Below are 20,839 nucleotides of genomic sequence, written 5' to 3'. Positions count from 1 at the left end.
GCAATGCATCCAGTCACCTCAAAGTGGCTGCATTTGATTCGACCCTCCCTGGCTGCTTTTGACCGTCCGCTGACATGCCTCGGGCGCTTAACCGCACCGACGGCAGAGTCAATGACGGCCCTGTCTGTCCTGCGAGGTCCGTTCCGTTTTTGTGCCACTGATAAGTCAACGTCAGTGAGGCGCTAGTCGCGCCCGAAATGTTGGCGGAATTCTTCTTCCACTGAAAAGTTAGCGGAGGCGTGCCTGTGACCGCCACGGTGAAAGTGGTGACGCTCCCAAGCATGACGTTTGTGCTTTGGGGCTGGACCGTGATGACCGGCAGCGAGGCTGGACTGTTCACCGTCAGTAGTGCTGGAAGGCTCGTGACAGAGCCGGCGACATTGCTGACGACGACGCTGTACGAGCCCGCTTGAGACGCCGTGACACCGTTCAAAACCAAAGTCGCACTTAAAGCTCCTGGGATCGCCACTCCATTTCGTTGCCATTGGAAGCTGAGAGGTGGAGTGCCGTTGGCTGAAACCGCAAAGGAGGCGAAAGCTCCGGCTGTCACTGTTTGGCTTTGCGGTTGAATGACTATGCTCGGCGGCACGACCACGGTCAGAGTGGCCGCCGCGCTTGTCACCGAGCCTGCGGCGTTGCTGACAACGACTGAATAACTCCCTGCGTCGCCTGCCCGGACGTTATTTATCGTCAGATTGGCACTTGTCGCCCCGCTCAGACGGACGCCATTTGCTAGATTGCTGCCGTCCTTCCGCCACTGATAGACAAGAGCCGTCCCTGTGGCGTTGATGCTGAATGTGACTGTTGAACCAGCGTTGACAACCCTGCTGAGTGGTCGATCGATGATCGCGGGGGGCGTCGGTTTGACGAGCGCGAAGAGTCCGGTCTGGTAGGCACCGGCACCGACCGAGAGCACAAAGTATGTGCCTGCCGAGTCGGAACTGAAGCTCAACTGCGCCTGACTAATGCCTGTAACCGAATCGTTGAGTCTGACGATCGCCGTACTCGGAGAAGTTCGGGTGTAGGTGTAAGTTCCGCGGCCATTCGATACACCCGAAAATCCAGAAATTGTGTAATCCGGGCCGGACGCACTGACCTCCAATCTGAAACTGCCGCGGTCTGCAAATGGAAATGTCCCACTCGTTATGACAACGTCGAACAAGCCTCCCGCGATGGATAGTGGTGCGTTTCCCGCGTACATAAGAAATGTTCCGCGCTGAGATACTCCAGGGAGAAGCGGCGAGCTGATAAAGAGGGAACCGGAGTTCACTGAAGTGAAGGTGACCGCTGCACTGAAACCAACCCCCACTGAAGAATCAGTGAAACTGAGAGTCGCAGAAGCCGCTCCTGTTTTTGAGTAACTGTAAACGCCGAAGCTGTTCGCGGTGTCGCCGCTAATTCAGATGACAACGTAGGATTGGTCGATTCCGGAGGGAAGAAACCGATACGAACCTTGCGAAGCGAAAACTGGTGGCGTTCCACTTGTGATGGTCACCTCGAAAGTGCGGCCTGCGATCGAATCCGGCGCCAGGGCGCGGGACATTTCGGAGGAAGAACACGCGCTGTGGAGATAGCCGCAAGCCCCGGCGCGGAGCATCGCCAGAATCGCCGCCCGGTCATCCGGGCCATTGAAGCCAACTATTTTTGACTTCGGCGCGGCCTCCAGCAGAGCTTTGGTCACACTGGCCGCATCGGAAGCCCGCATGCGGAGATTCACCAGGGCGGCCAGGTTGATCTCCTGATCATCGACAAGCAAAAGCTCGTGCCGCGCGCCGTTTCTTGCTGTCAGAGTTGGAAATTAACTCCGAGAATGCAAGCGGAATTTCCGGTCCCTGGGTAACCCCTCAGTTAAGGCGTTAAGGTGGGAGAGGCTCCCGCCGAGCCAATACGATCGAAGAGAGAAGCTCCGCAGGAGCGTCGCTCCACCGTCGTTGACTGAGGGGTTAGTCCGAGGTTACCGGTCTTCTCCGTGACCAGCACTCCCTGAAACGGCGAGCCAACTCCAGCCGCTCAAGAAGCTGATTCCACCGAAGGGCGTCGCCGCGCCGAGCCAGCGCGCATTGGACGCGGCCATAACATACAGACTCCCGCTGAACAGAACGATCCCGATCAGGAAGCAAACCCATGGCCCTTTTCGGAACGGCGCGCGCTGCGTCAGAAGAAACATCGCGAGGGCATGAATGAAATGGTAAAGGACCGCCTTCTCCCAGATCTCCGCGGTGCCGAATTGAGCCAGGGTCTGCGACAATCCGTGCGCGCCGAAGGCCCCGAGCGCGACCCCGAGCAAACCCAGCACGGCGGCAATTCTCTCTGCAAGCGCACGGTTCAGCGCGGTTCGATTCATGCCGCGCTTGTAGCAACTGTGGCCGGCTAACCACAAGCTTTTCCGCCTGACGCCGCAACTCTTCCTATGAACCTCTCGGTAGGGCGAGCCTGTCCCCAGCGAGCCGATCGGACGTGTTCCAAGCACGTGGAGCGGCTCGCCGGGACGGACTCGCCCTACCGCGCTCCTTTCACTACCCTGCACGACTCTATTTTGGTGAGGCGCCGCCAAAATTGGACGAGTCGCCGTGTCTTGAAAAAAATGAGCGGAAGGACCATGCTTAGACTGGTTTCCTGGGCATTTTAGGTTGGACCGAGGGAACCGCACGACACATGAACTCAAATCTGAAACTCGCGGTCTTGGCCCTCTGTGGCGGCGCAGATAGTGGCGCGGCAGCTCCTGGCGACCCTGATCAATTGGAACTGATCATTTGCGACGTCGGAGCGCTGCAAGCCGTCGCTGCGGATCACACTCGGACGCCGGTCGCGCTCCCGCACCAGCGGCCCAACCGAATCGTGCGAGCCTCGCGGACCTTCATGGACTGGCGAGACAACCAGACCGTGGCTGAGGAACTGGCCGAGCGCTATCACGGAACGCTTCAGGAAACGCTCGAGCCATTTTATTGCGTCGCGGCCTTTCCCTTGATGATGGCCGAACGCATCCTTCCGGAATACTTTCTCAAACCGATGGACCGCGCCGTGGCGGCTGCCGTCGCGGCATAAGTTGTCCTCAAAATTCTGTTCCTCTGGAGAACTTCTCCCAAGCCATGAACCGGTAAGGCGAGTCCCTGCGTCGTTCGGAGCGTTTGTTTTCTGAGTTGCGATCGATTGAAAACCGGCTGCGCGGCAACGCAGCCCTGCCGTTGTTCATGGAAAGTCTCGCCCCACTCATTTCAACGCTGCTCGAAAGTTCAAATGCCGGCGGTCGATGCGCGATTGCGTTGGACAGCCGCCGCCGAGAACTATAGAAGGACGCGCAAACCCAAGCGGACTTACCGCAACGGGGACCAAGCTGGGTGCACGGCAAACTTTATGAAAACGAGCAGCGTCATTTGGCAGGCGGTGTTGATTTTCGAGGTGGCAGGCACCTTGATCTCCAGGGGCTCGGAGGTGTCGTCCATTGCTGCCACGAACACGGCCGACGTCTCGACTTGGCTGTCGCGGCCTTTGGCGATGGAGGACGCGCTGAATCTGGCCCTTCGACAAAACAGCGCGATTCTCAAAGGCAAAACGGACCTCGAGGCGGCCCACGGTGTGGTGGTTCAGACGCGCGCTGTCGCTATTCCCAAGGTTCGCGGCACGAGCGGCTACGTCTTCGATGATGCCGTGGAAAAATTCCCCTTCGCCGCGCCTGGACTCCCGCCGGACGCGATCAATCCAGGCGCCCACCGATGGAGTGGCGTCATTCGCATCGAGCAAACGATTTACGAAGGCGGCCGCATTCGCTCGGCGCTTCGGACCGCCCGGCTGACCAAAGAACAGGCGCTGCTGCAATACCAGGGAGTCGTTGCGGACACCCTGCTCGAAGTGCGCGTGGCCTACTACGATATCCTGCTCGCGGCGCAGCAGATCGTCGTGCAAGAGGCGTCCCTGGCTTTGCTCCGGAAGGAATTGGAAGACGCCACGCGCCGGTTTGACGCCGGGACCGTGCCGCGCTTCAACGTCCTCCGAGCCGAAGTCGAAGTCGCGAATGCCAAACCCAGGCTCATCCGCGCCAGGAACGTCCACCGCATCGCCAAGAACAATCTCGTGAATCTGCTCGGCTTCCGCGTGCCGGCCGAGATCTGGGAGGACCTCCCGATGACGCTCACCGACTCGCTCGAGACCGGGCCTTATGAGGCCGATTTGCCATCCGCCATCGCGCAGGCCCTGCAACGACGTCCGGAACTGGGCGCCCTGCAGAAGGCCGAGCGCCTCCGCAAAGAGAATATCATGACGGCGAGGAGCGTCCGCAAACCCACGATCGGGCTCTTTGGCGGGTACGGCGCTCGCAATTCGAGTTTTGGCGATGATTTTTTCAAGGAGGTCTCCGGATGGACGGCCGGAGTCCAACTGAACTGGGAGCTTTTCGATGGCTTCCTCACCAAGGGCAAAGTCCAGCAAGCTACGGCGCTCCACGAGCGCGCCCGGGTTGACCTGGACGACGCCACGCGCCGCATCGAACTCGAAGTGCGCACGGCTTACTCGAATTTCTTGGAGGCCAAAGAAGTGCTCGAATCGCAGAAGAAAGTTCAGGAGCAAGCGGAAGAAGCGTTGCGCCTGGCCACGGTGCGGAGCGAAGCCGGAACCGGCACGCAACTCGACCTGCTGAATGCGCAGACCGCCCTAACAGAGGTCCGGGCGACGCGCATTCAAGCCCTACGCGATTATGCGGTCACGCGCGCGCGGCTGGATCGCGCCACCGGGCAAAGTCTCCCACAGCCCGGCGCGCCGCGTTAGACCAACTTGGTTTTGATCATCAGTCAGGATCGCGCGGTGGGGGCGGCACTTGACCGTTCCGGGCTTCGTCCAGTTCCTTCCGGAACTGTGGATCATCCCATTCCTTCAGCGCTTCGGTGGCAAAGTGATCAGCCTCGGTCTGGCGATTGTTGAGCGCCAAAATCGCCAGGAGCATGGCTGTGTCGTGACGAAACATGATCTTGGTGAACTCCAGTGGCTGTGTCGAACATTCCGCTGCAAGACGAATGCAAAAATAACTTCCGGTTTTGGCGGGAGCCCCGCCTGGCCGGATGCAAGGCGCGAGGAGGGAGCATCCCCGTTTTGGGGCTGTGACCGACGAGCAATGCCGCAGCCGGCCAGGCGCCGCCCCGCCCCGGAGGGCTGGGGCGATTTCGCTTTCTGGCTTCGTTTCTCCTCAGTCGCAGAGCCCTGGCTATGCTCCTTCGTCGTGCCTCGCCAGAAAGTGAAATCGCCTCCAGCAAAACCGGAATTTATTTTTGCACAGACCCTTAACTGAAGGTTACCTTCCGTTCCGACGTTCTGACTTTGCACTTGAATCGAGCCGTGAAAACACCAAGAGTCCCGGCACTATGAAACATATTTCGCGCGCTTTGATTCTGGCTGCTTTCGTTGCCTGCGGCACGTTCTCCCTCCGCTCCGACGACCTGAGCAAACTGGAGGGCAAATGGTCCGTCAAGAAAACGAACAGTGAGGGGCTGACCTTCACCCAGGTCCTGGAAATCAAGAAGGACAAGTTCAAGTTCCGGCTCGTCGGCGCAGACAAGCAGACCCACCTCTATGCCGAAGGCGACATCAAGCTCTCCAAGCTGGGCCCGTTCAGCGCGATTAAATTCTTCAACATCAAAGGCGGCACGTCCGCGGATCAACTGGACCCGGTCGATGACGACCGCGATATCATCTATATGCTGGAGGACAACGTCTGGACGATCGCGGCGAATTTCGACAAGGCCCACGACGGCCAAAAGCCCTCCGCCGACGCTTACACGCGGGAAGGCAAGTAAGTGTCCGCAGCCCGGCTAGTCGCAACCAGCCTGGCATTCGCTGTCGCGATTGCGCTCTCGAATGCTGGTCGCGCCCAGGTCTTCATCAGCGAGATCATGTATCATCCGGTGGAGGAGCCGGCCTTCAACCCGGATGGAACCCCCGTGATGGATCTCTACGAGGAGGTGCATGAGTTTGTCGAGTTGCACAATCCGGGAGCGAACCCGATCTCGCTGGCGGGCTGGAAACTGGCGGGTGGAATCGAGTTTACCTTCCCGCCCTTCTCGATCGTTCAGCCCGGACAATTCCTGGTTGTCGCCAAAGATAGGACGCGCCTGGCCGCGGTGGCCGTGTACTCGCTTCGCGAAAGCGATCTTTTGGGTCCGTACACAGGACAACTCAGCAATCAGGGCGAGACGATTCGCCTGCTGAACGCCGAGGCCGAAACCGTGGATTCCGTGAGTTACTCGGCGGAATTTCCCTGGCCCGTGGCGGCCGACGCGCTGGGCGCCGACGAAGAATGGACCGGGATCAATCCGCTCGATTACCAGTATCGCGGCCGATCCCTGGAACGCGTGAGTTTCAGCGCGCCCTCGAATGATCCGGCCAACTGGGTCGCGTCGCCGCTGCCCGGCAATCCCAGTCCGGGCCAGCCCAACGCGGCCGGGCCGTATCTCAAACCGGTTGTGGTGCAGCTTCACGTCGCGCAAGCGGCGGATGGCCAGCGCTTGATCCGCCGCAGCCAGCCGGTCCGGATCGATTGCGCTTTTTCGTCCTCAGCGCTGTCCAACGTTCGCCTCGAATACTTCGTGGACAACATCGAGCTCACGAACGAGACGCCGGCGCTGGTTTCGATGTGGCCGGTGGGACAGGCGAATTCAACGTGGTTCACGGCGGACTTGCCGGGGTTGCCCGATCGCAGTTTGGTTCGGTATCGGATTCGCGCCGACCGTGGCGACGGCGATGAAATCGTGTTGCCGCGCGCGGATGATCCCTTCAAATGGCGCGCCTATTTTGTGACGCCGCCGCGCAACTCCACGAACGCGGTCTATGATGTGTTCATCTCCGCGAAAAGCTTGCGAACGCTCCAGACCAACATCACGCAGAACCCGCGGCGCGTCACCTTGCCGGATCCTCCGGGCCGGCCGCGCCAATCGTGGAACGCGACCGAGCCGGCGGTCTTCGTCCATGACGGCATGGTCCAGGATATTCAAATGCGGCACCACGGCAGCCGCTACCGCCGTGATGTCAACCGCCGCTCTTACAAATTCAAATTCCCGAAATACGCTCCTTTCAACAATCAGAGCGCCTTTTTCGTCACAGACAAAGATTACCAGACCGAGGCGGGCCACGCTTTGTTTCGGGCTGCAGGGATTCCGACGTCGCTCACGCGTTGGGTGGACCTTTACCTGAACAACGGCGCGCGGTTGCTGCGCCTGGAGCAGGAGGAGAACGATGACCGGATGCTGGAGCGCGTTCAGGAGGAACAGGAGCGTTTGCGCCCCGGTTCCATCGGCTTTGAGGTCGGCGAGATTTACAAGTGCGTGGGCACCGCCGAAGGGCCTTACGGCGACGGCAACGGGCGCCAACTGGCGGCGCGCTCGCCCTGGTGGACCGCGTTGCAGCGCTACGAATGGACCTTCGCCCTCCAGGACCACGGCTGGCGCGGCCACACGCAGTTCAAGGAAATGATCGATAAAATGTGGGCGGCGCGCGGCTCAGTCAGCACGGTCAACACCAACGCGCTCCGGGCTTACTTCGAGAAATGCTGGGACGTGGACCGCGAGCTGACCTATTTGAGCACGATCAACTGGATGGTTCCGTGGGATGATGTCTTTCACAACTATTTCCTCTGGCAGCAGCGCAACGGCAAATGGTCCCAGCTCCCGTGGGACTTCGACAACTTGATGAACGGCCAATCAGCGAGCACGTCGATTTTCACCGCCTCCCCCAACGCCGGACCGAATTATTTCAAAGACAGTTTCATCCGGGTGTTCCGGGAAGAATTCCGCCGGCGCGCGTGGCTGTTCAACAACACCGTGTTGCACCCGGACAACATCGCGGCGCTCCGGCTGCACTCGTCCATTCGCTCGTGGTCCTCGAACCGGTTCCGTTCCGTGAACACGCAGCTTGGCCTGGGGGTTTTTGAAAGGCCGCTCAAGCCGGTCAATCTGGCGCCCGCTCCGGGCGCGTCCGTCTCGCCTTTCGTGATCCTGGAATCTTCGGCCTACAAATACTCCACCAATCCCGTGTCCGGCCATTTCTCCACAACCTGGATCGTGCGCTCCGCCCGGGGCAGCTACTACAATCCGGTCTTCCGGCTGGTCACCACGAACGGCCTGGCTTCGGCGCGTGTTCCGCCGGAATTGCTCGAATTGGACGAGACTTATTTCTGGAAGTGCGCGCACACGGACACCAACGGCCATCCCTCGCTCGAATCCAGTGAAACCTCCTTCACGGTCCGCATGGCGCCCAGACTCCCAACGGATATTGTCCTGAGCGAAATCATGGCTGACAACCAAACGGCCCTCGTCAACGACGGCAAGTACCCGGATTGGATCGAACTCTATAATCCGACCGACACGCCGCGGAGCTTGAATGGCCTGAGTCTGACGGATGATCTGTTGGCGCCCTCGAAGTTCTCGTTCCCGGCCAACGCGTTCATCCCGGCCCGCAGTTATCTGGTCGTCTGGTGCGATCACGCGACGAACGCGCCGGGGCTTCACACGGGTTTTGCGCTGGATGCCAATGGCGAGAGCGTCGCGCTCTACGCCACAACGGAAGGCCGAGCCGAGTTGAAGGACGTCGTCCGCTTCGGCGTGCAGCTTCCGGACTTGTCGATTGGCCGCGCTCCGGACGGCTCGGACTTCTGGAGTTTGAACGTGCCGACCCCGCAGGCGGCGAACCAAACGCGTCCGCTCGGTTTGCCGAATCGCGTTCGCTTCAACGAATGGATGGCCAACCCGAACGGCGGCGATGACTGGTTTGAACTCTACAACCCGGAAGATTTGCCCGTCGCGCTTGATGGGTGCTACTTGACCGATGCCCTGAGCGATCCGGTGAAATCCCCGCTCCGCCCGCGATCCTACATCGCGCCGCGTGGATTCTTGAAAATCGTCGCCGACGGGGAGGGAGCCAAAGGCGGGCATCATGCGGACTTTCGTTTGAGTGCTCAAGGCGGCGCGCTGGGCCTCTATGCTGCGGACCGGACGGCGATTCACACGGTGATGTACGGCGCACAAACGGCGGGCGTTTCCCAGGGCGCGCTCATTGATGGTTCGCCGGCTCTCGCTCATTTCTCCAATCCGACGCCGGGAAAATCAAACACCGCGGACGCCGATGGCGATGGACTGCCAGACGCGTGGGAATTGGCCAGCGGGCTGAACCCCTACAACCCGGCGGATGCCAGTCAGGACGCGGACGGCGACGGATTCTCCAACGTTCAGGAGTACCAAAGCGGGACGAATCCACGCGAGGCCGGCAGCCATTTACGGATCGAAACGGTGGATTTTTCAGGGAACGCGTTGGGTGCGGCGACCATCGGGTTCTTGGCCGCGCCCGGTGTCCCTTACACTGTCCAATTTCGCGACGCGACGGAGAAGGGGGCGTGGTCGAAGCTGGCAGACGTGCCGCCGCAAATGGCCGTGCGCCGCGTCGAAGTCGCGGACCCAGGATCGGCCGGGCAGAGCGCGAGGTACTACCGGCTCGTCGTGCCCGCACTGCCGTAGGACCATTGGGGAGCACACGCGCCTCGCGTGTTTCGAGCGGCGCCTCGCCGGTCGAAATGGACGCGTCCCCCCGACGCATCTGATCAGAACCCACTCAAAAGCGAGGCTTTGCAAGTCCAGAAGTGGAAACTGAATTCCGCTTGGCCTCTCCGTTTCCTCTGTTGCCTCCTGTTTTCTGAACAGAAGGCAACGGAGAGAACGGGGAGGTCAGAGAATTTGGACCGCGGTCCCGGTACTGAGTCAGTCTTGTGTTTTTCTGAGGTCTGCCGATGATGACTGGTTCGAGGGCAGAAGTGTGGTCGGCGGGGGCGCCGACCACAGCACGCGAGGCGCGTGCGCTCCCATTCTCATCGTCGCGCAGAACTACGATCCTTCCAGCGCGCTCTGCGGGACCACGGGGGCGACTTGGTTCGAGCGCAGCCAGCCGATGCGTTTAGCCCCGTCCTGCACCTGGAGCCAGTTGTCCTTCCGGTCCAGCACCGTAGTCTCCGCGCCGTTTCGGAGCGTGAAAGCCGATTGCGACTCGTCAAAGGGTCCGTAGCGCACGACCGCCTCATTCGCGACCACGACGGACGGCACATCCCGGATTTGGGCGTTGAGCACCGCGGCGGACCAGAATCCGAACAACACGAAGCAGACGCCGGCGGCCTTCGTATAGACGCTCAGGGACAGGCCCAAAGCCGGGCGCAACTCCTTCAAGGTGAGCAAACCGAACCAAACCCAGGCCAGGACGGCGGCCACGACCGTCAGTTCGTTCGTAGTCAGAACACCGAGGAACCTGCGAAGGGCGCTCTTCCGCAGCGACGCTGCGCCCACGCTGTCGCGCGCAAACTGCAGGTTGGCCCGGATGTCGGGATCGCGCGGGGCAAGTTGTTCGGCGAGCCGGTAGCAGATGATCGCGCGGCCGACTTCCCCCGATTTGAAGAGCGAATTGCCCAGGTTGAAGAGAAGAGCCGTGGACGCGCGGCCTTGCTGGAGGAGCGCGCGGTACGCTTTGGCCGCCTCCCGATACTTGCTTTCCTCGTAAAGTTTGTTGGCCTGCTCGAACGAACCCGGCGCTTCACTGGCATGGGCGAGAGCGCAAAACCAGAGTCCGATCAGCGACCCCCAGACGAGCCGAAAAAAACCTCTTACAAAAGGCAACGAAGAGTACGGACCCTTACTGTGCAGACCGTGGGATTGACGACAGATCGACCGGAGAACCGTAGCGCAGATTTTCAATCTGCTGTATCGCCGATTTCCAATCGGCAGGACGCCGGCAAGTCCCAGCGTGCTCGGACTGGGAGACGCCCCGCAGAATACAATTCTCCGATACGGCAGAGTGCAACTCTGCGCTACGAGCTTTGTCGTCCATCCTGCGGACCAAGCAGTAGTTGGCTTCGTTACCATTTGTAGAAAGTCTGTCCGGCTCGCGGCCAACATGCTGCCCATTTAACCGATTTAACGATTCAACCCATTTAACGTTTTAACGACCTGTGCGCCGTCTGCGCCTTGCGGCGTTCTTTTACGGCTTAAGGTTTTCGCCATCAAACTTCCAGCGCCTGCAAACCGCGGAGCGCCGCCTCCACTTTGGGAATAAGCGATTGGAGTTCCTGGACGGATTTGGACGGCGCGTAACGCGCCTCGTTGCAGGCCAGGAACAAACCGTGCAATTCCTCCAGCAGTTCATCCGGCACGCCGTCCTGGCGCAGTTGCTCATCGACCACCGCCTCCGTAATCGCCGTGGCGGGCAGCCCCAATTTTTCGCCAAGTTGTTCCTGGAGCAAACGAAAGACAGTGGCGAAGAATTCTTCCGTTTCGTTCGCCGCAGCCAGGCGGCGCAAATCCTGCAAACCTTTGCGAACAACCTGGCTCACGTGCGCGCGGCGGCGCAGTCGCGGATTGTTCGCCAGTTTCTCCTGACGCTTTCGCCAGAACAACGCCAGCAACCACAGAACTAACGGCGCGGCCTGCAATCCCACAAACCACGGCTGCTGGATCAGGAGCGGCTGAAAGCCAAGCGCCGCGCCGAAATGCTGTTTGATGTGGACGATGTCGCGCGCGGGCGCGGGTTGCTCCGGGGTTTGCGAACCGGCGAGGACCGTCGGCTGCGGCTGCCCAACCGCGCTGGGCCGAATCGAGACCGCAATGGGAGCGTGCCGGATCGTGCGATAGGTTTTTTGGTCCGGGTCGAAAAAGCTGAACGCGATCGCCGGCAATTCCTTGATCTCGGCATTCTGCGGCACGACTACTTGCTCGAAGGATTTGACGCCGCTCAAGCCGAGTTGGTCGGTCGGTTCGACTTTGCTGGTCGGCGGATAGACCGTGAATTCTCTCCCTTGGCTCAAGGCGGGCAAGGCGAGGGTGTCGAGCGCACCCTGGCCCGCGATCTGGATGCGCATCGTGATCGGGTCGCCCACGACGGCGTTGGTCGGGCTGGCGTGGGCGGCGATTTCGAAGTGGCCGACGGCGCCGGTGAAATTCTCAGGCCGGCCCGCGTCGGGCAGCGGCAGCGCCTGGAGCGTTTGCGGCGGGCCGATGGCGGTGTAGGGCCGCACCTCGATTCCGGCGCCAAAGAAATCGGCAAAAGGGTCCGCTGGATCGCGCGCGCGACGATAGCGCAGGCTCAGGTTGCACTCAGCCGGCCCCAGTGTCAGTTCACCGGTTCTCACCGGTGTGGCGGCGACGCGGAACGTGAAGACTTCGTAAACCGCATTGTCGATCTGACTGCGGCTCTGTGTGGGTTGGGTGATGGATCCGAGCGTGAAGCCGTCGGTCTTGAGTTGCGGCATGCTCAGTTCGTGCCGGTTCAGCGCGTAAACCTGGATTTCCACGGGGAGCACTTCACCGACGAACACATTGGTCTTCGGCGTGATGATCTTCACGAACGCCGGTTTGAGAGTGCCGCCCGGACCGACCGGGCCTTCGCTGGCTTTCAAAACTCTCAGTCGAATCGGCTGGCTGGAAACGGTTGCATTGCCCACCTGAACCTGAACAGCCGGGATCACGTAATCGCCCGGCTGCGTCGCCGTCACTCGATAAATGTGCGTGATCGTGGAACTGGTCTGGCCATTGATAATGGTGAATTGACTGGACGGACCGACGTAAGTGACGACCAGGTTGGCCGGGACCGGGACGGCGGGCGGACGGCTTGGGCCTTCGCCCTGGAAGACGAGCGAGAGGTTGGCGCTTTCGCCGACGGAAATGGTGCTGCGATCGAGTGAGGCGTTGAACTGCGTCGCGGCACCGCACACGAAAGGAGTGAGCAGGAGCCAGAGCAGGCAAAAGCAGCTTCCCATGAACCTGAGACCGGGCGGACCGCAGCGTTCAGGCTGCTTTCGCGCACGCTCCGGAGTCGGGCGCTGAAGCGGCCTAAAGGCCGCAGTCCGGAGGAACGGTTCATGGGAAGTCTTCACCATCATCACCAATCCCTGAAAACACGATCCCGGTTCGTTCGTTTCTCTTTGGGTTCTTTCGGGATAAAGAGCATCGCTTTCTCCTCGTTTTTGGCCGCGTCGAGGAGGCGTTTGACTTGATCGGGCGTCATCTGGCCTTTGGCTGCGGCCGCGGCTTCTGCGGATTTCTCGCCGGATTTGTCGCCCGCAGCCGGACTGCCTTTGTTTTCCTCCTTAGACGCGTTTTGCTCGTCTTTCTCCTTTTGATTTTGGGATTGTCCCTTTTCTTTCTCGTCCTCCGGCTTCGGCTTGGGCTGCTCCTGGGATTGAGGTTTCTCCTCCGGTTTCTCGGAATCCTCCTGGTGTTTCTCGTCCTTGGACTGTTGATCTTTCTTATCCTGTTGAGATTCGTTTTTGTCCTGTTGATCGTCTTTTGGGTCGTCCGAATTCTTTTGTTGTTGGGACTGCTGCTGCTGTTTGAGTTCCTCCAGCTTCTTCTTCACGAACTCCAGATTAAACTTCGCGTCGGCATCAGCGGCATCCAGCTTCAAAGAGCCTTCGTATTGTTTGGCGGATTGTTCCCAGGCTTGAGTCTTTTTGGCGGGGTCCGGGATGGACTCGCCCAGGCGGAAAAGGGAGTTGCCAAGGTTGTAGTAGGAACGCTGCTGCAGATCGAGGTCGGGCGAGGTCAAGGCCGAGTTGAACCGTTTGGCGGCTTCCGCAAAATCGCCGGCCTGGTACGCGGCGGTGCCCGCGTTGTAGTGCAGGCGCGGATCGTCCGGATTCTTTTGCAGGAGTTGCTGGTACTCGCGCTCGGCCTCTTTGTATTGGCCCGCCTGATATTTCCGCTGCGCCTGCGCGGAGGAAGCGCTCGCGGACAACGGAAGGAGACACAACAGGAACGCCGCCGCAACTCGTCGCAGTTCCTCGCCTTGCGCCGGGGCCGGCGCAGCCTCCGGCCGCGGAATGCGCTTTCGTTCGGGCAGGAACATTTCCAGCACCAGCAGCGCAATCGCCAGTCCCAGGAACCACTGGTAGCGTTCGTGGTACCGTTTGACGAGCTTGCTGGACAGCTCGCTCTTGGGCAACGGCGCGAGACCCTTGTCGTACAACACTTGCATGGTGTTGGCGCCGCTCATGGGCAGATAAAAGCCATGAGCGGCAGTGGCGATCTGCGTCAGAAGCGTCTCATTCAATCGTGAAATCACCGCGTTGCCTTGCTCGTTCTTGATCGTGGCGAGCGCGCCGGATTCGTCGCGCTGGCGGAGCAATTCGCCGTTGGGCGTGCCGACGCCGATCGTAAAAATCCTCAGCCCGCGCTCGGCGGCTGTCTGCGCGGCTTCCACAGCACCCCCGTCGTGGTCCTCGCCGTCCGTGAGCAGGAGCAACACCTTATGGTTGTCCGCTTCGCCGCTGAACGCCTTCGCCGCCGTCTCGATGGCCTCGGTCAAAGCCGTCCCACCCTGCGGAATGATGCCGACTTGAAGCGCCTCGACGCTTTGGCGGAACGCTTCGTCGTCCAGGGTCAAGGGGCATTGCAGAAAGGCTGTGCCCGCAAAGGCCACCAGACCCAGCCGGTCGCTTTTGGCCATGCGGATCAAATCAAACGCCGCGAGTTTCGCGCGGGCCAGCCGGTTGGGCGCGAGATCCCCCGCCAGCATGCTCCGCGAAGTATCGATCGCGACCACGACGTCCAGGCCTTGCTGTCGGGCTTCTTCCCAGGCGAAACCCCACCGCGGACGCGCCAGCGTCACCAGGAGCAGCCCGACCGCGACGACGATCAACGCCAGCCGCGTCTTCTGAATCGCTTTGGAAATGCCGACGGTGAGGTCGGCGAGCAAGCGCGACTGGACAAACTGGGCGATGAGACGCTGACGTTTTCGCCAGGTCCACCAAAGGAAAAGGCTCAAGAGCGGCAGGGTGACGACCACCAACCCGAGCATCCTGGGATTGCCGAAGGTGCTTTCGATCCATTCTCGGAGCAGGGAAATCATGGCAGCTTTCTCCAGACCGTGTTGCCCAGAATCACTTCAAGCAAGAGAATGGATAGCCCTGACAACACGACCCACGGAAACAATTCCTGGTAGCGTTGGTATTTTTTGATCTGAATCTCGGTTTTCTCCATCTGGTCGATCTCCGTGTAAATGTCGCGCAGCGCTTCCGTGCTGTCGGCCCGGAAATACTTTCCGCCGGTCTTCTGCGCGATAGCCTTCAGCGTGTCTTCGTCAATGTCCACCGGCACGGAAACATAAACCTTCCGGCCAAAGACATCGGTCCGCGGCACCGGCGCCGTGCCGCGCGTGCCGACTCCGATGGTATAGACTTTGACGCCCAAAGTCTCGGCGGCTTCGGCGGCCGTGAGAGGCGGCACTTTGCCGGCGTTGTTCTGCCCGTCGGTCATCAGAATCACAATCCTACTTTTGGACGGCAATTCCCGCAATCGGTTCAGCGCGGCGCTCAATCCGGAGCCGATGGCCGTGCCGTCTTCGATCGTGCCCAGGTTCAGGCGCTGAAGGTTTTGGAGCAGGAAATCGTGGTCCAAGGTCGGCGGAGCGGCGATGTAGGCGCGTCCGGCAAAAGCGACCAGCCCGATCCGGTCGCTGGGCCGTTTGGCGATAAACTTCTCCAGAACGTTCTTGGCGATATCCAGCCGATTGACCCGCTCGCCTTTGATTTGGAAATCTTCGGCGGCCATGCTGCCGGAAAGATCGATCGCCACGACGATGTCGATGCCGCTCGCCGTGACCCGTGTTTCGCCCTCACCGATTTGAGGCCTGGCCAGAGCCACGATGAACAGAGCCAGCGCGAGCCAGCGCAACTTCAGCAGAATTTTTCCCACGCTGGACCGGGTCAATCCCATGATCCCGCGAACCAACTGGACGGAGGAATAGAGAAACGCCGCCTCCTGGCCGTGTTTGCCCTTCAGCCACGCCAGCACCGGCAACAGCGCGAGCAAGCCCAGGACGTATGGGTAGGCGAAGGTCACTGGAAGTCTGCGCTACGCCGGGCCACACCGTGGATCACGAGATTCCTCGCGCGCTACACGTCGCAAATCATCACGCCTTGCTTCAAGGAAGTCAGCGGATCGCGTTTCGGCACGAATTCCTGGGCCACGTGGCCTTTGAAACCCGTCGCGACGATGGCCTTCATGATCGCCGGATAATACAGCTCTTGCGTGTCATCGATCTCCGCCCGGCCCGGGACGCCGCCGGTGTGGTAGTGCGCGATGTACTGGCTGTATTTCTTGATCGTGGCAATCACGTCGCCTTCCATGATCTGCATGTGATAGATATCGTAGAGGAGCTTGAACCGCTCCGAGCCGACCTGTTTGCAGAGTTCAACGCCCCACGGCGTGTGATCGCACATGTAGTCCCGATGGTTCACCTTGCTGTTGAGAAGCTCCATGACCGCGGTGACGTTGTGCTTCTCGGCAATGGGGACGATGCGTTTCAATCCGAGGGCGCAGTTCTTCAATCCTTCTTCATCGCTCATCCCGCGGCGATTTCCGGAAAAACAAATAATGTTCTGAAAACCGGCTTTGGCCACCCGGGGCGCTGTCTCCTCGAAGAAGGCCACGATCTTGTCGTGGTTCTTGATGTCGTTCAGCCCGTTCTCAATTCCGCCCGGCACGCCGCTGACCATGGCGCACATCAGTCCGTATTTCTGCAAAGTCGGGAAATCGGCCACGGTGACCAGTTCGACCGACACCAGCCCCATTTCCTTGGAAGCTTTGCAGAGATCCTCCAGCGGAATCTTGCTGTAACACCAGCGGCAGACCGAATGATTGACGCGGCCCTTCGGGCTGGACTTCACTTCTTCAGCTGCCAACGCGGATGAAGCTGAGAACCTCACGGTGCCGGCCAAAGCGGCCGTGCCGGCCACGGTGCGAATCGCCGAGCGGCGGGAAATCTTTTTCTTCATGGTTTGTCCCTTTCTTTTTGGGTAACGAGCAAACTAAATCCCAAAACCCTGGGAGCGTCAAACGGGGAATCCTGTCTTAAGGTGGGGCGAGGCTCCCGCCGAGCCAATGCCATCGAAGAGAAGCGCTCAGGAGCGGCGCTCCACCGTCGTTAACTGCCACGGCGGCCACGGCGGAGCGGCAGCTCCTCCCTACCGGTGGCCGAAGGCAAACCGTCACCGAAACGGCAAGATTTTCTTCACCAGACGCGCGTGGACCTCGTCCGCCGTTCCCTCTCCATCCACGCGAATCAGCTTGCGGCGCTTTCTGTAAAAGTTCAGCAGCGCCCGGATTCCGCCTTTGAAGGCGGCAATCAAGGATTGGACTGATTCCGGCTTGTCTTCCTCGAAAGGGCGGAGGTATTGGCCTTCGCACTTTCCATAGGGACACGCCTGAAACGGAGCCGAATCCAGGTGAAACTCGTCCCGGCAAATGCGGCAGAACCGCCGGCCCACCAGCCGATCGACCACCGTCTGGTCCGTGACCTCCAGATAAATGACCGCATCGAGTTCGCGTTTCATGTCCGCGAAGGCCGCGGCGAGAAACTCCGCTTGCGGCAGCGTCCGGGGAAAGCCATCGAAAACGATGCTCTGATTCGGCGTCGTGGTCCAAAGCCATTCTTCCACCAGGGCATTGACAATGTCGTCGGCCACCAGGTCGCCGCGCACGAACGCTCGTTGCGCAATGAGGCCAAGCTGCGTGTTCTTCTTCGCCGCCTGGCGGAACATCTCGCCGGGAGAAAAGTAAACGAGGTTGAAATTGTCCACCAACCGCCGGATCTGGGTCCCTTTGCCGGCCGCTTTGGTCCCGAGGATGGAGAGGCGCCAGCGCAACGCCACGCTTGAACTTCAGCGGAAGGCAAGCGTCCGAGAAAACGGCGCAGGAGTCAAGCTCGTGCTCACTTCAACGCGCCAGCGACGCGCAAACGATTTCCTGATCGTTCCGCGCATACACATGGCGATTGGCAAACGCCGGGTGAGACCAGACCACCGCGCGGCCGCCGGCCGTGTTGGTGGGTTCCAGCAAATGCGTCCGGCTGATTTCCTGGTAACCGGCCGGACTGAGCTTCGCGATGATCAGGTCGCCTTTCTCGTTCGCGACGAAAAATCGATCGCCGTTCTTGATCAGAAACGCATTGGCCCAGCGGGCTTCTTTGCCATCGGGCGTCGTGGCCTGAAGCGTCTCCCACACTCGCTCGCCGGTTTCGATTTTCAAACAGCGCAATTGCCCGTAGCTGCACACGCCATAGATGTAACCGTTCTCCAGAAACGGCGTGGGCATGATGCTATGCAGCGTGTCCGTGTCTTTTTCGCTGACTTTCTTGCTTTGCCAGAGCGTCTCCGGTTTGCCAGAACCGACCCGGAGCATTTTAGCGCCATTGTAAAACGCCGTGATGAAAAGCCGATCTCCGTACTGGCGCGGCGTCGGGACGGAAAGCCCGGAACGGACGCTGAACGGCTCCGTCCACAGCGCCTGGCCCGTTTCCGGGTTGAGGGCATTGATTGATTCCGGGTGCCAGAGGATCAGTTCGCGCCGGCCGTTGAACTCATAAATCATCGGCGGACAATAGCCCGGTTCCTTCGCCTTGAGCGCGCGCCAGATTTCCTGGCCGCTGTCTTTGTCGAATGCCACGGCGACGCTGCCGTCTCCGCCCGCCAGGCAAACCAGTTTATTTCCGTCCAGCAGAGGGTGACCGGCGAAACCCCACAACGGCGTCGCGACGCCGTAGTCCTTTTTGAAATCGCGCGACCAAATGACTTTGCCAGTCGCGGCCTCGAAGCAGAACAGATTGCCTTCCGCGCCGAGAGTGTAAACCTTTCCCCCGCTGACCAGCGGCGTGGCGCGAGGGCCGGCGGGATAGCTCATCGTGTAGGGGCAATCGTATTCGTGTTGCCAAAGGATTTTTCCGCTGGCTTCGTCGAGGCAAAGCACGCGCTCGGCGCCGGGGATTTGTCCGCGCTGGAAGGGATCAGCCGGATTTCTCGCGCCCGTGGCAAGCTGTCGATCCGTCAGATAAACGCGTCCGTTTGCGACGGCGGGTCCGCTGTAACCGCCGCCGACTTTCACCCGCCAGCGAACCTCGGGGCCGTTCGGCGGGAATTTTTCCAGGATCCCGGTTTCGCGCCAGACGCCGTCGCGTTGTGGCCCCAGCCATTGCGGCCAATCCTCGGCCGCGGTCGGGACATTCCAGGACAAGACGCCAAAGACGAGGATCGCCAGGGCAACAAGGGGAGAGTCATTTCGCATGGCGCGAGATGGTAAAGCGTCGCAGAAAAGACTCAACGCTGATTCACCTTTAAGTGGCTGATCGGGTCAGAATGTGTTAACCATTTGAGCGTGTGCCACGCGGACAGAGTTGCCAAACGCCGTCACGCGCCAGTAAACATCCTGCGACTTATGAAACCTACAGTGTCCCCCATGCTCCTGATCTTGTTTGCCGCTCTCACACCGGTCACCGCCTCGGATAGGCCCAGAGATTTCTCGCCGAAAGTCGATGAGCAGCAGCTTCCCAAAGCCATGCACTCGAAGATGCGCGATCGCCCCCGCATTGCCGTCGGGCAACGGAGCGCCGACATCATTGGCGCCGACAACCGCGCCTTGCAGGCCGCCGTGGATTACATCGGCGCGCTCGGCGGCGGGACGGTCGAGATCGGCGAAGGCGAGTATCTCATGCGCGATTCGCTGCACCTGCGTTCGTTCGTGACGGTCCGGGGTGTTCCGGGCAAGACCATCTTGCGCAAAGCCAAGGGAGCCGCTTCCCCGCTCGCCCTGGATGGCGATTACGGCGAAGAACAGATCACCGTCGAGGATGCCGGGGGTTTTGAGGTCGGTGTCGGAGTGACCATCCGGGACAAGAATTCAGGCGGGTTCCATACCACCGTCGCTCGCATCACGGGCCGCGATGGAAACACGTTCAGCATCGATACTCCGTTGAATGCCGACTGCATGGTCAGCGACAAGGCGGTGGCTGCCATCGTGTTTCCCGTCGTCAGCGGCTATCACATTGAAGGCGCGCGCGTGGAAAACCTGGTGATCGACGGCAACAAGAGCGAGAATCCGCACCTGAACGGCTGTCGCGGCGCCGGCATCTTTCTCTATCGAGGCTTTGGCACTGTGATCCAGAATTGCGTGGTCCGAAATTACAATGGCGACGGGATCAGTTTCCAGCAGTCCAACGACGTGCAGGTGCTGGGCTGCACCAGCGAAGACAACGCTTCGCTCGGCATTCATCCCGGCAGCGGTTCGCAGCGGCCCACGGTCCGGAACTGCGTCGCGCGGCGGAACGGCGAGGATGGTTTGTTCCTCTGCTGGCGGGTCCGGCACGGCGTTTTTGAGAAGAATTTGCTGGAGAACAACGGGCGGTTCGGCATTTCGATCGGGCACAAGGATACCGACAATCTTCTCCGCGAAAACCACGTTCGCGCCAATCGGCAGGACGGGGTGTTCTTCCGCAACGAAAGCCTGGGCATGGCCGGGCATCGCAACCGGCTGGAAAACAATTTGATCGAGGACAACGGCACGGGCGAGGAGGCCGCGGGCATCCGTGTTCGCGGAGAAACCAGGGGCCTGGTTTTCAGGAACAACACGATTCGAGACACCCGTTCAGGCGACGCCCAAAAACAAACCGTTGGTATCCGGATTGAGGAGCTGGCGGGGGACGTTCAGTTGGAAAATAATATCATCAAAACGAAAACACAGGTCGAAGATCGCAGAAAAACGAAATAGCATCCGTGATCAGCTATCCCGACCTTAAAAACCAGAATGTGCTGGTCACCGGCGGCGCCAACGGCATCGGCGCCGCCATGGTGCGGGCGTTCCATCAACAAGGATCGAGAGTTTTCTTTTGCGATCTCGACGCCAGGGCGGGCCGTGCGCTGGAGCGAAGCTTAGTGGTCCGTTTCGTAAATACGCTCACGTTCGTTGCGCCCAATTTGGCCTGGGGCAAGGCGCGACGAGCGAGCATCCCCCGCCAGTGGGGCTGTGACCGAGGAGCAACGCAGCCCCAGGCAAAATTC

Annotated in this window: 15 protein-coding genes and 1 pseudogene; 6 read left to right on the top strand and 10 right to left on the bottom strand. The window is 60.3% G+C overall.

Going from position 1 to position 20,839, the window contains the following annotated elements; genetic code table 11:
• Positions 1–13: 13 nt before the first annotated feature.
• The 3 genes from FJ398_13790 to FJ398_13780 all read right to left on the bottom strand — a co-directional run bounded on the left by FJ398_13790 (position 14) and on the right by FJ398_13780 (position 2,344).
• Positions 14–1,270, bottom strand: a complete 1,257-nt coding sequence (locus FJ398_13790) for a hypothetical protein (protein ID MBM3839010.1) — start codon at positions 1,268–1,270, stop codon at positions 14–16.
• A gap of 129 nt (positions 1,271–1,399) precedes the next feature.
• Positions 1,400–1,756 carry a response regulator transcription factor gene (locus FJ398_13785; GenBank protein ID MBM3839009.1) on the bottom strand — a complete coding sequence of 119 codons (357 nt, stop codon included), beginning with the start codon at positions 1,754–1,756 and terminating at the stop codon, positions 1,400–1,402.
• A 198-nt stretch (positions 1,757–1,954) separates the two neighbouring features.
• Positions 1,955–2,344, bottom strand: coding sequence for a DUF423 domain-containing protein (locus tag FJ398_13780; protein ID MBM3839008.1), 390 nt, complete (start codon positions 2,342–2,344; stop codon positions 1,955–1,957).
• Positions 2,345–2,655: 311 nt separating this feature from the next.
• Between FJ398_13780 and FJ398_13775 the strand changes: the two genes are divergently transcribed.
• From FJ398_13775 to FJ398_13760, 4 genes are all read left to right on the top strand, one after another.
• The gene (locus FJ398_13775; GenBank protein ID MBM3839007.1) at positions 2,656–3,045 is read left to right on the top strand and encodes a hypothetical protein; all 390 of its coding nucleotides are present in this window, start codon (positions 2,656–2,658) and stop codon (positions 3,043–3,045) included.
• Between the two features lie 192 nt (positions 3,046–3,237).
• Positions 3,238–4,761 carry a TolC family protein gene (locus FJ398_13770; protein ID MBM3839006.1) on the top strand — a complete coding sequence of 508 codons (1,524 nt, stop codon included), beginning with the start codon at positions 3,238–3,240 and terminating at the stop codon, positions 4,759–4,761.
• Positions 4,762–5,351: 590 nt separating this feature from the next.
• Complete coding sequence (locus FJ398_13765; protein MBM3839005.1) at positions 5,352–5,783, top strand: hypothetical protein; 432 nt, start codon at positions 5,352–5,354, stop codon at positions 5,781–5,783.
• Positions 5,784–9,491: a hypothetical protein gene (locus tag FJ398_13760; GenBank protein MBM3839004.1), complete on the top strand. Its 3,708-nt coding sequence runs from the start codon at positions 5,784–5,786 to the stop codon at positions 9,489–9,491.
• A gap of 363 nt (positions 9,492–9,854) precedes the next feature.
• Here the strand turns inward: FJ398_13760 and FJ398_13755 are convergent, their stop codons facing one another.
• From FJ398_13755 to FJ398_13725, 7 genes and pseudogenes are all read right to left on the bottom strand, one after another.
• On the bottom strand, positions 9,855–10,922 hold the full coding sequence (locus tag FJ398_13755) for a tetratricopeptide repeat protein (protein MBM3839003.1): 1,068 nt from the start codon (positions 10,920–10,922) through the stop codon (positions 9,855–9,857).
• A 95-nt stretch (positions 10,923–11,017) separates the two neighbouring features.
• Positions 11,018–12,895, bottom strand: coding sequence for a protein BatD (locus tag FJ398_13750; protein MBM3839002.1), 1,878 nt, complete (start codon positions 12,893–12,895; stop codon positions 11,018–11,020).
• Positions 12,896–13,821: 926 nt separating this feature from the next.
• Positions 13,822–14,859 (bottom strand): annotated as a pseudogene (locus tag FJ398_13745) (VWA domain-containing protein).
• Entirely contained in the window at positions 14,856–15,851 is a 996-nt protein-coding gene (locus FJ398_13740) for a VWA domain-containing protein (GenBank protein ID MBM3839001.1), read from the bottom strand. Before FJ398_13740 ends, FJ398_13745 begins: the two are co-directional and overlap by 4 nt.
• A 53-nt stretch (positions 15,852–15,904) precedes the next feature.
• Positions 15,905–16,786, bottom strand: coding sequence for a TIM barrel protein (locus FJ398_13735; protein MBM3839000.1), 882 nt, complete (start codon positions 16,784–16,786; stop codon positions 15,905–15,907).
• Positions 16,787–16,999: 213 nt separating this feature from the next.
• On the bottom strand, positions 17,000–17,662 hold the full coding sequence (locus tag FJ398_13730; GenBank protein ID MBM3838999.1) for a hypothetical protein: 663 nt from the start codon (positions 17,660–17,662) through the stop codon (positions 17,000–17,002).
• Positions 17,663–17,726: 64 nt separating this feature from the next.
• The gene (locus tag FJ398_13725; protein MBM3838998.1) at positions 17,727–19,070 is read right to left on the bottom strand and encodes a pyrrolo-quinoline quinone; all 1,344 of its coding nucleotides are present in this window, start codon (positions 19,068–19,070) and stop codon (positions 17,727–17,729) included.
• A gap of 150 nt (positions 19,071–19,220) precedes the next feature.
• Between FJ398_13725 and FJ398_13720 the strand changes: the two genes are divergently transcribed.
• Both FJ398_13720 and FJ398_13715 read left to right on the top strand, forming a co-directional pair.
• The gene (locus FJ398_13720; GenBank protein ID MBM3838997.1) at positions 19,221–20,549 is read left to right on the top strand and encodes a hypothetical protein; all 1,329 of its coding nucleotides are present in this window, start codon (positions 19,221–19,223) and stop codon (positions 20,547–20,549) included.
• A 5-nt stretch (positions 20,550–20,554) separates the two neighbouring features.
• Positions 20,555–20,839 (top strand): SDR family NAD(P)-dependent oxidoreductase (locus FJ398_13715; GenBank protein ID MBM3838996.1); only part of this gene is annotated, 285 nt, incomplete at its 3' end.

Source organism: Verrucomicrobiota bacterium (genome assembly GCA_016871535.1).
In the GTDB taxonomy this organism is placed as follows: Bacteria; Verrucomicrobiota; Verrucomicrobiia; order Limisphaerales; family SIBE01; genus VHCZ01.
Note: the sequence above shows the minus strand (reverse complement) of the source record. Positions and strands in the feature narration are given on the sequence as shown.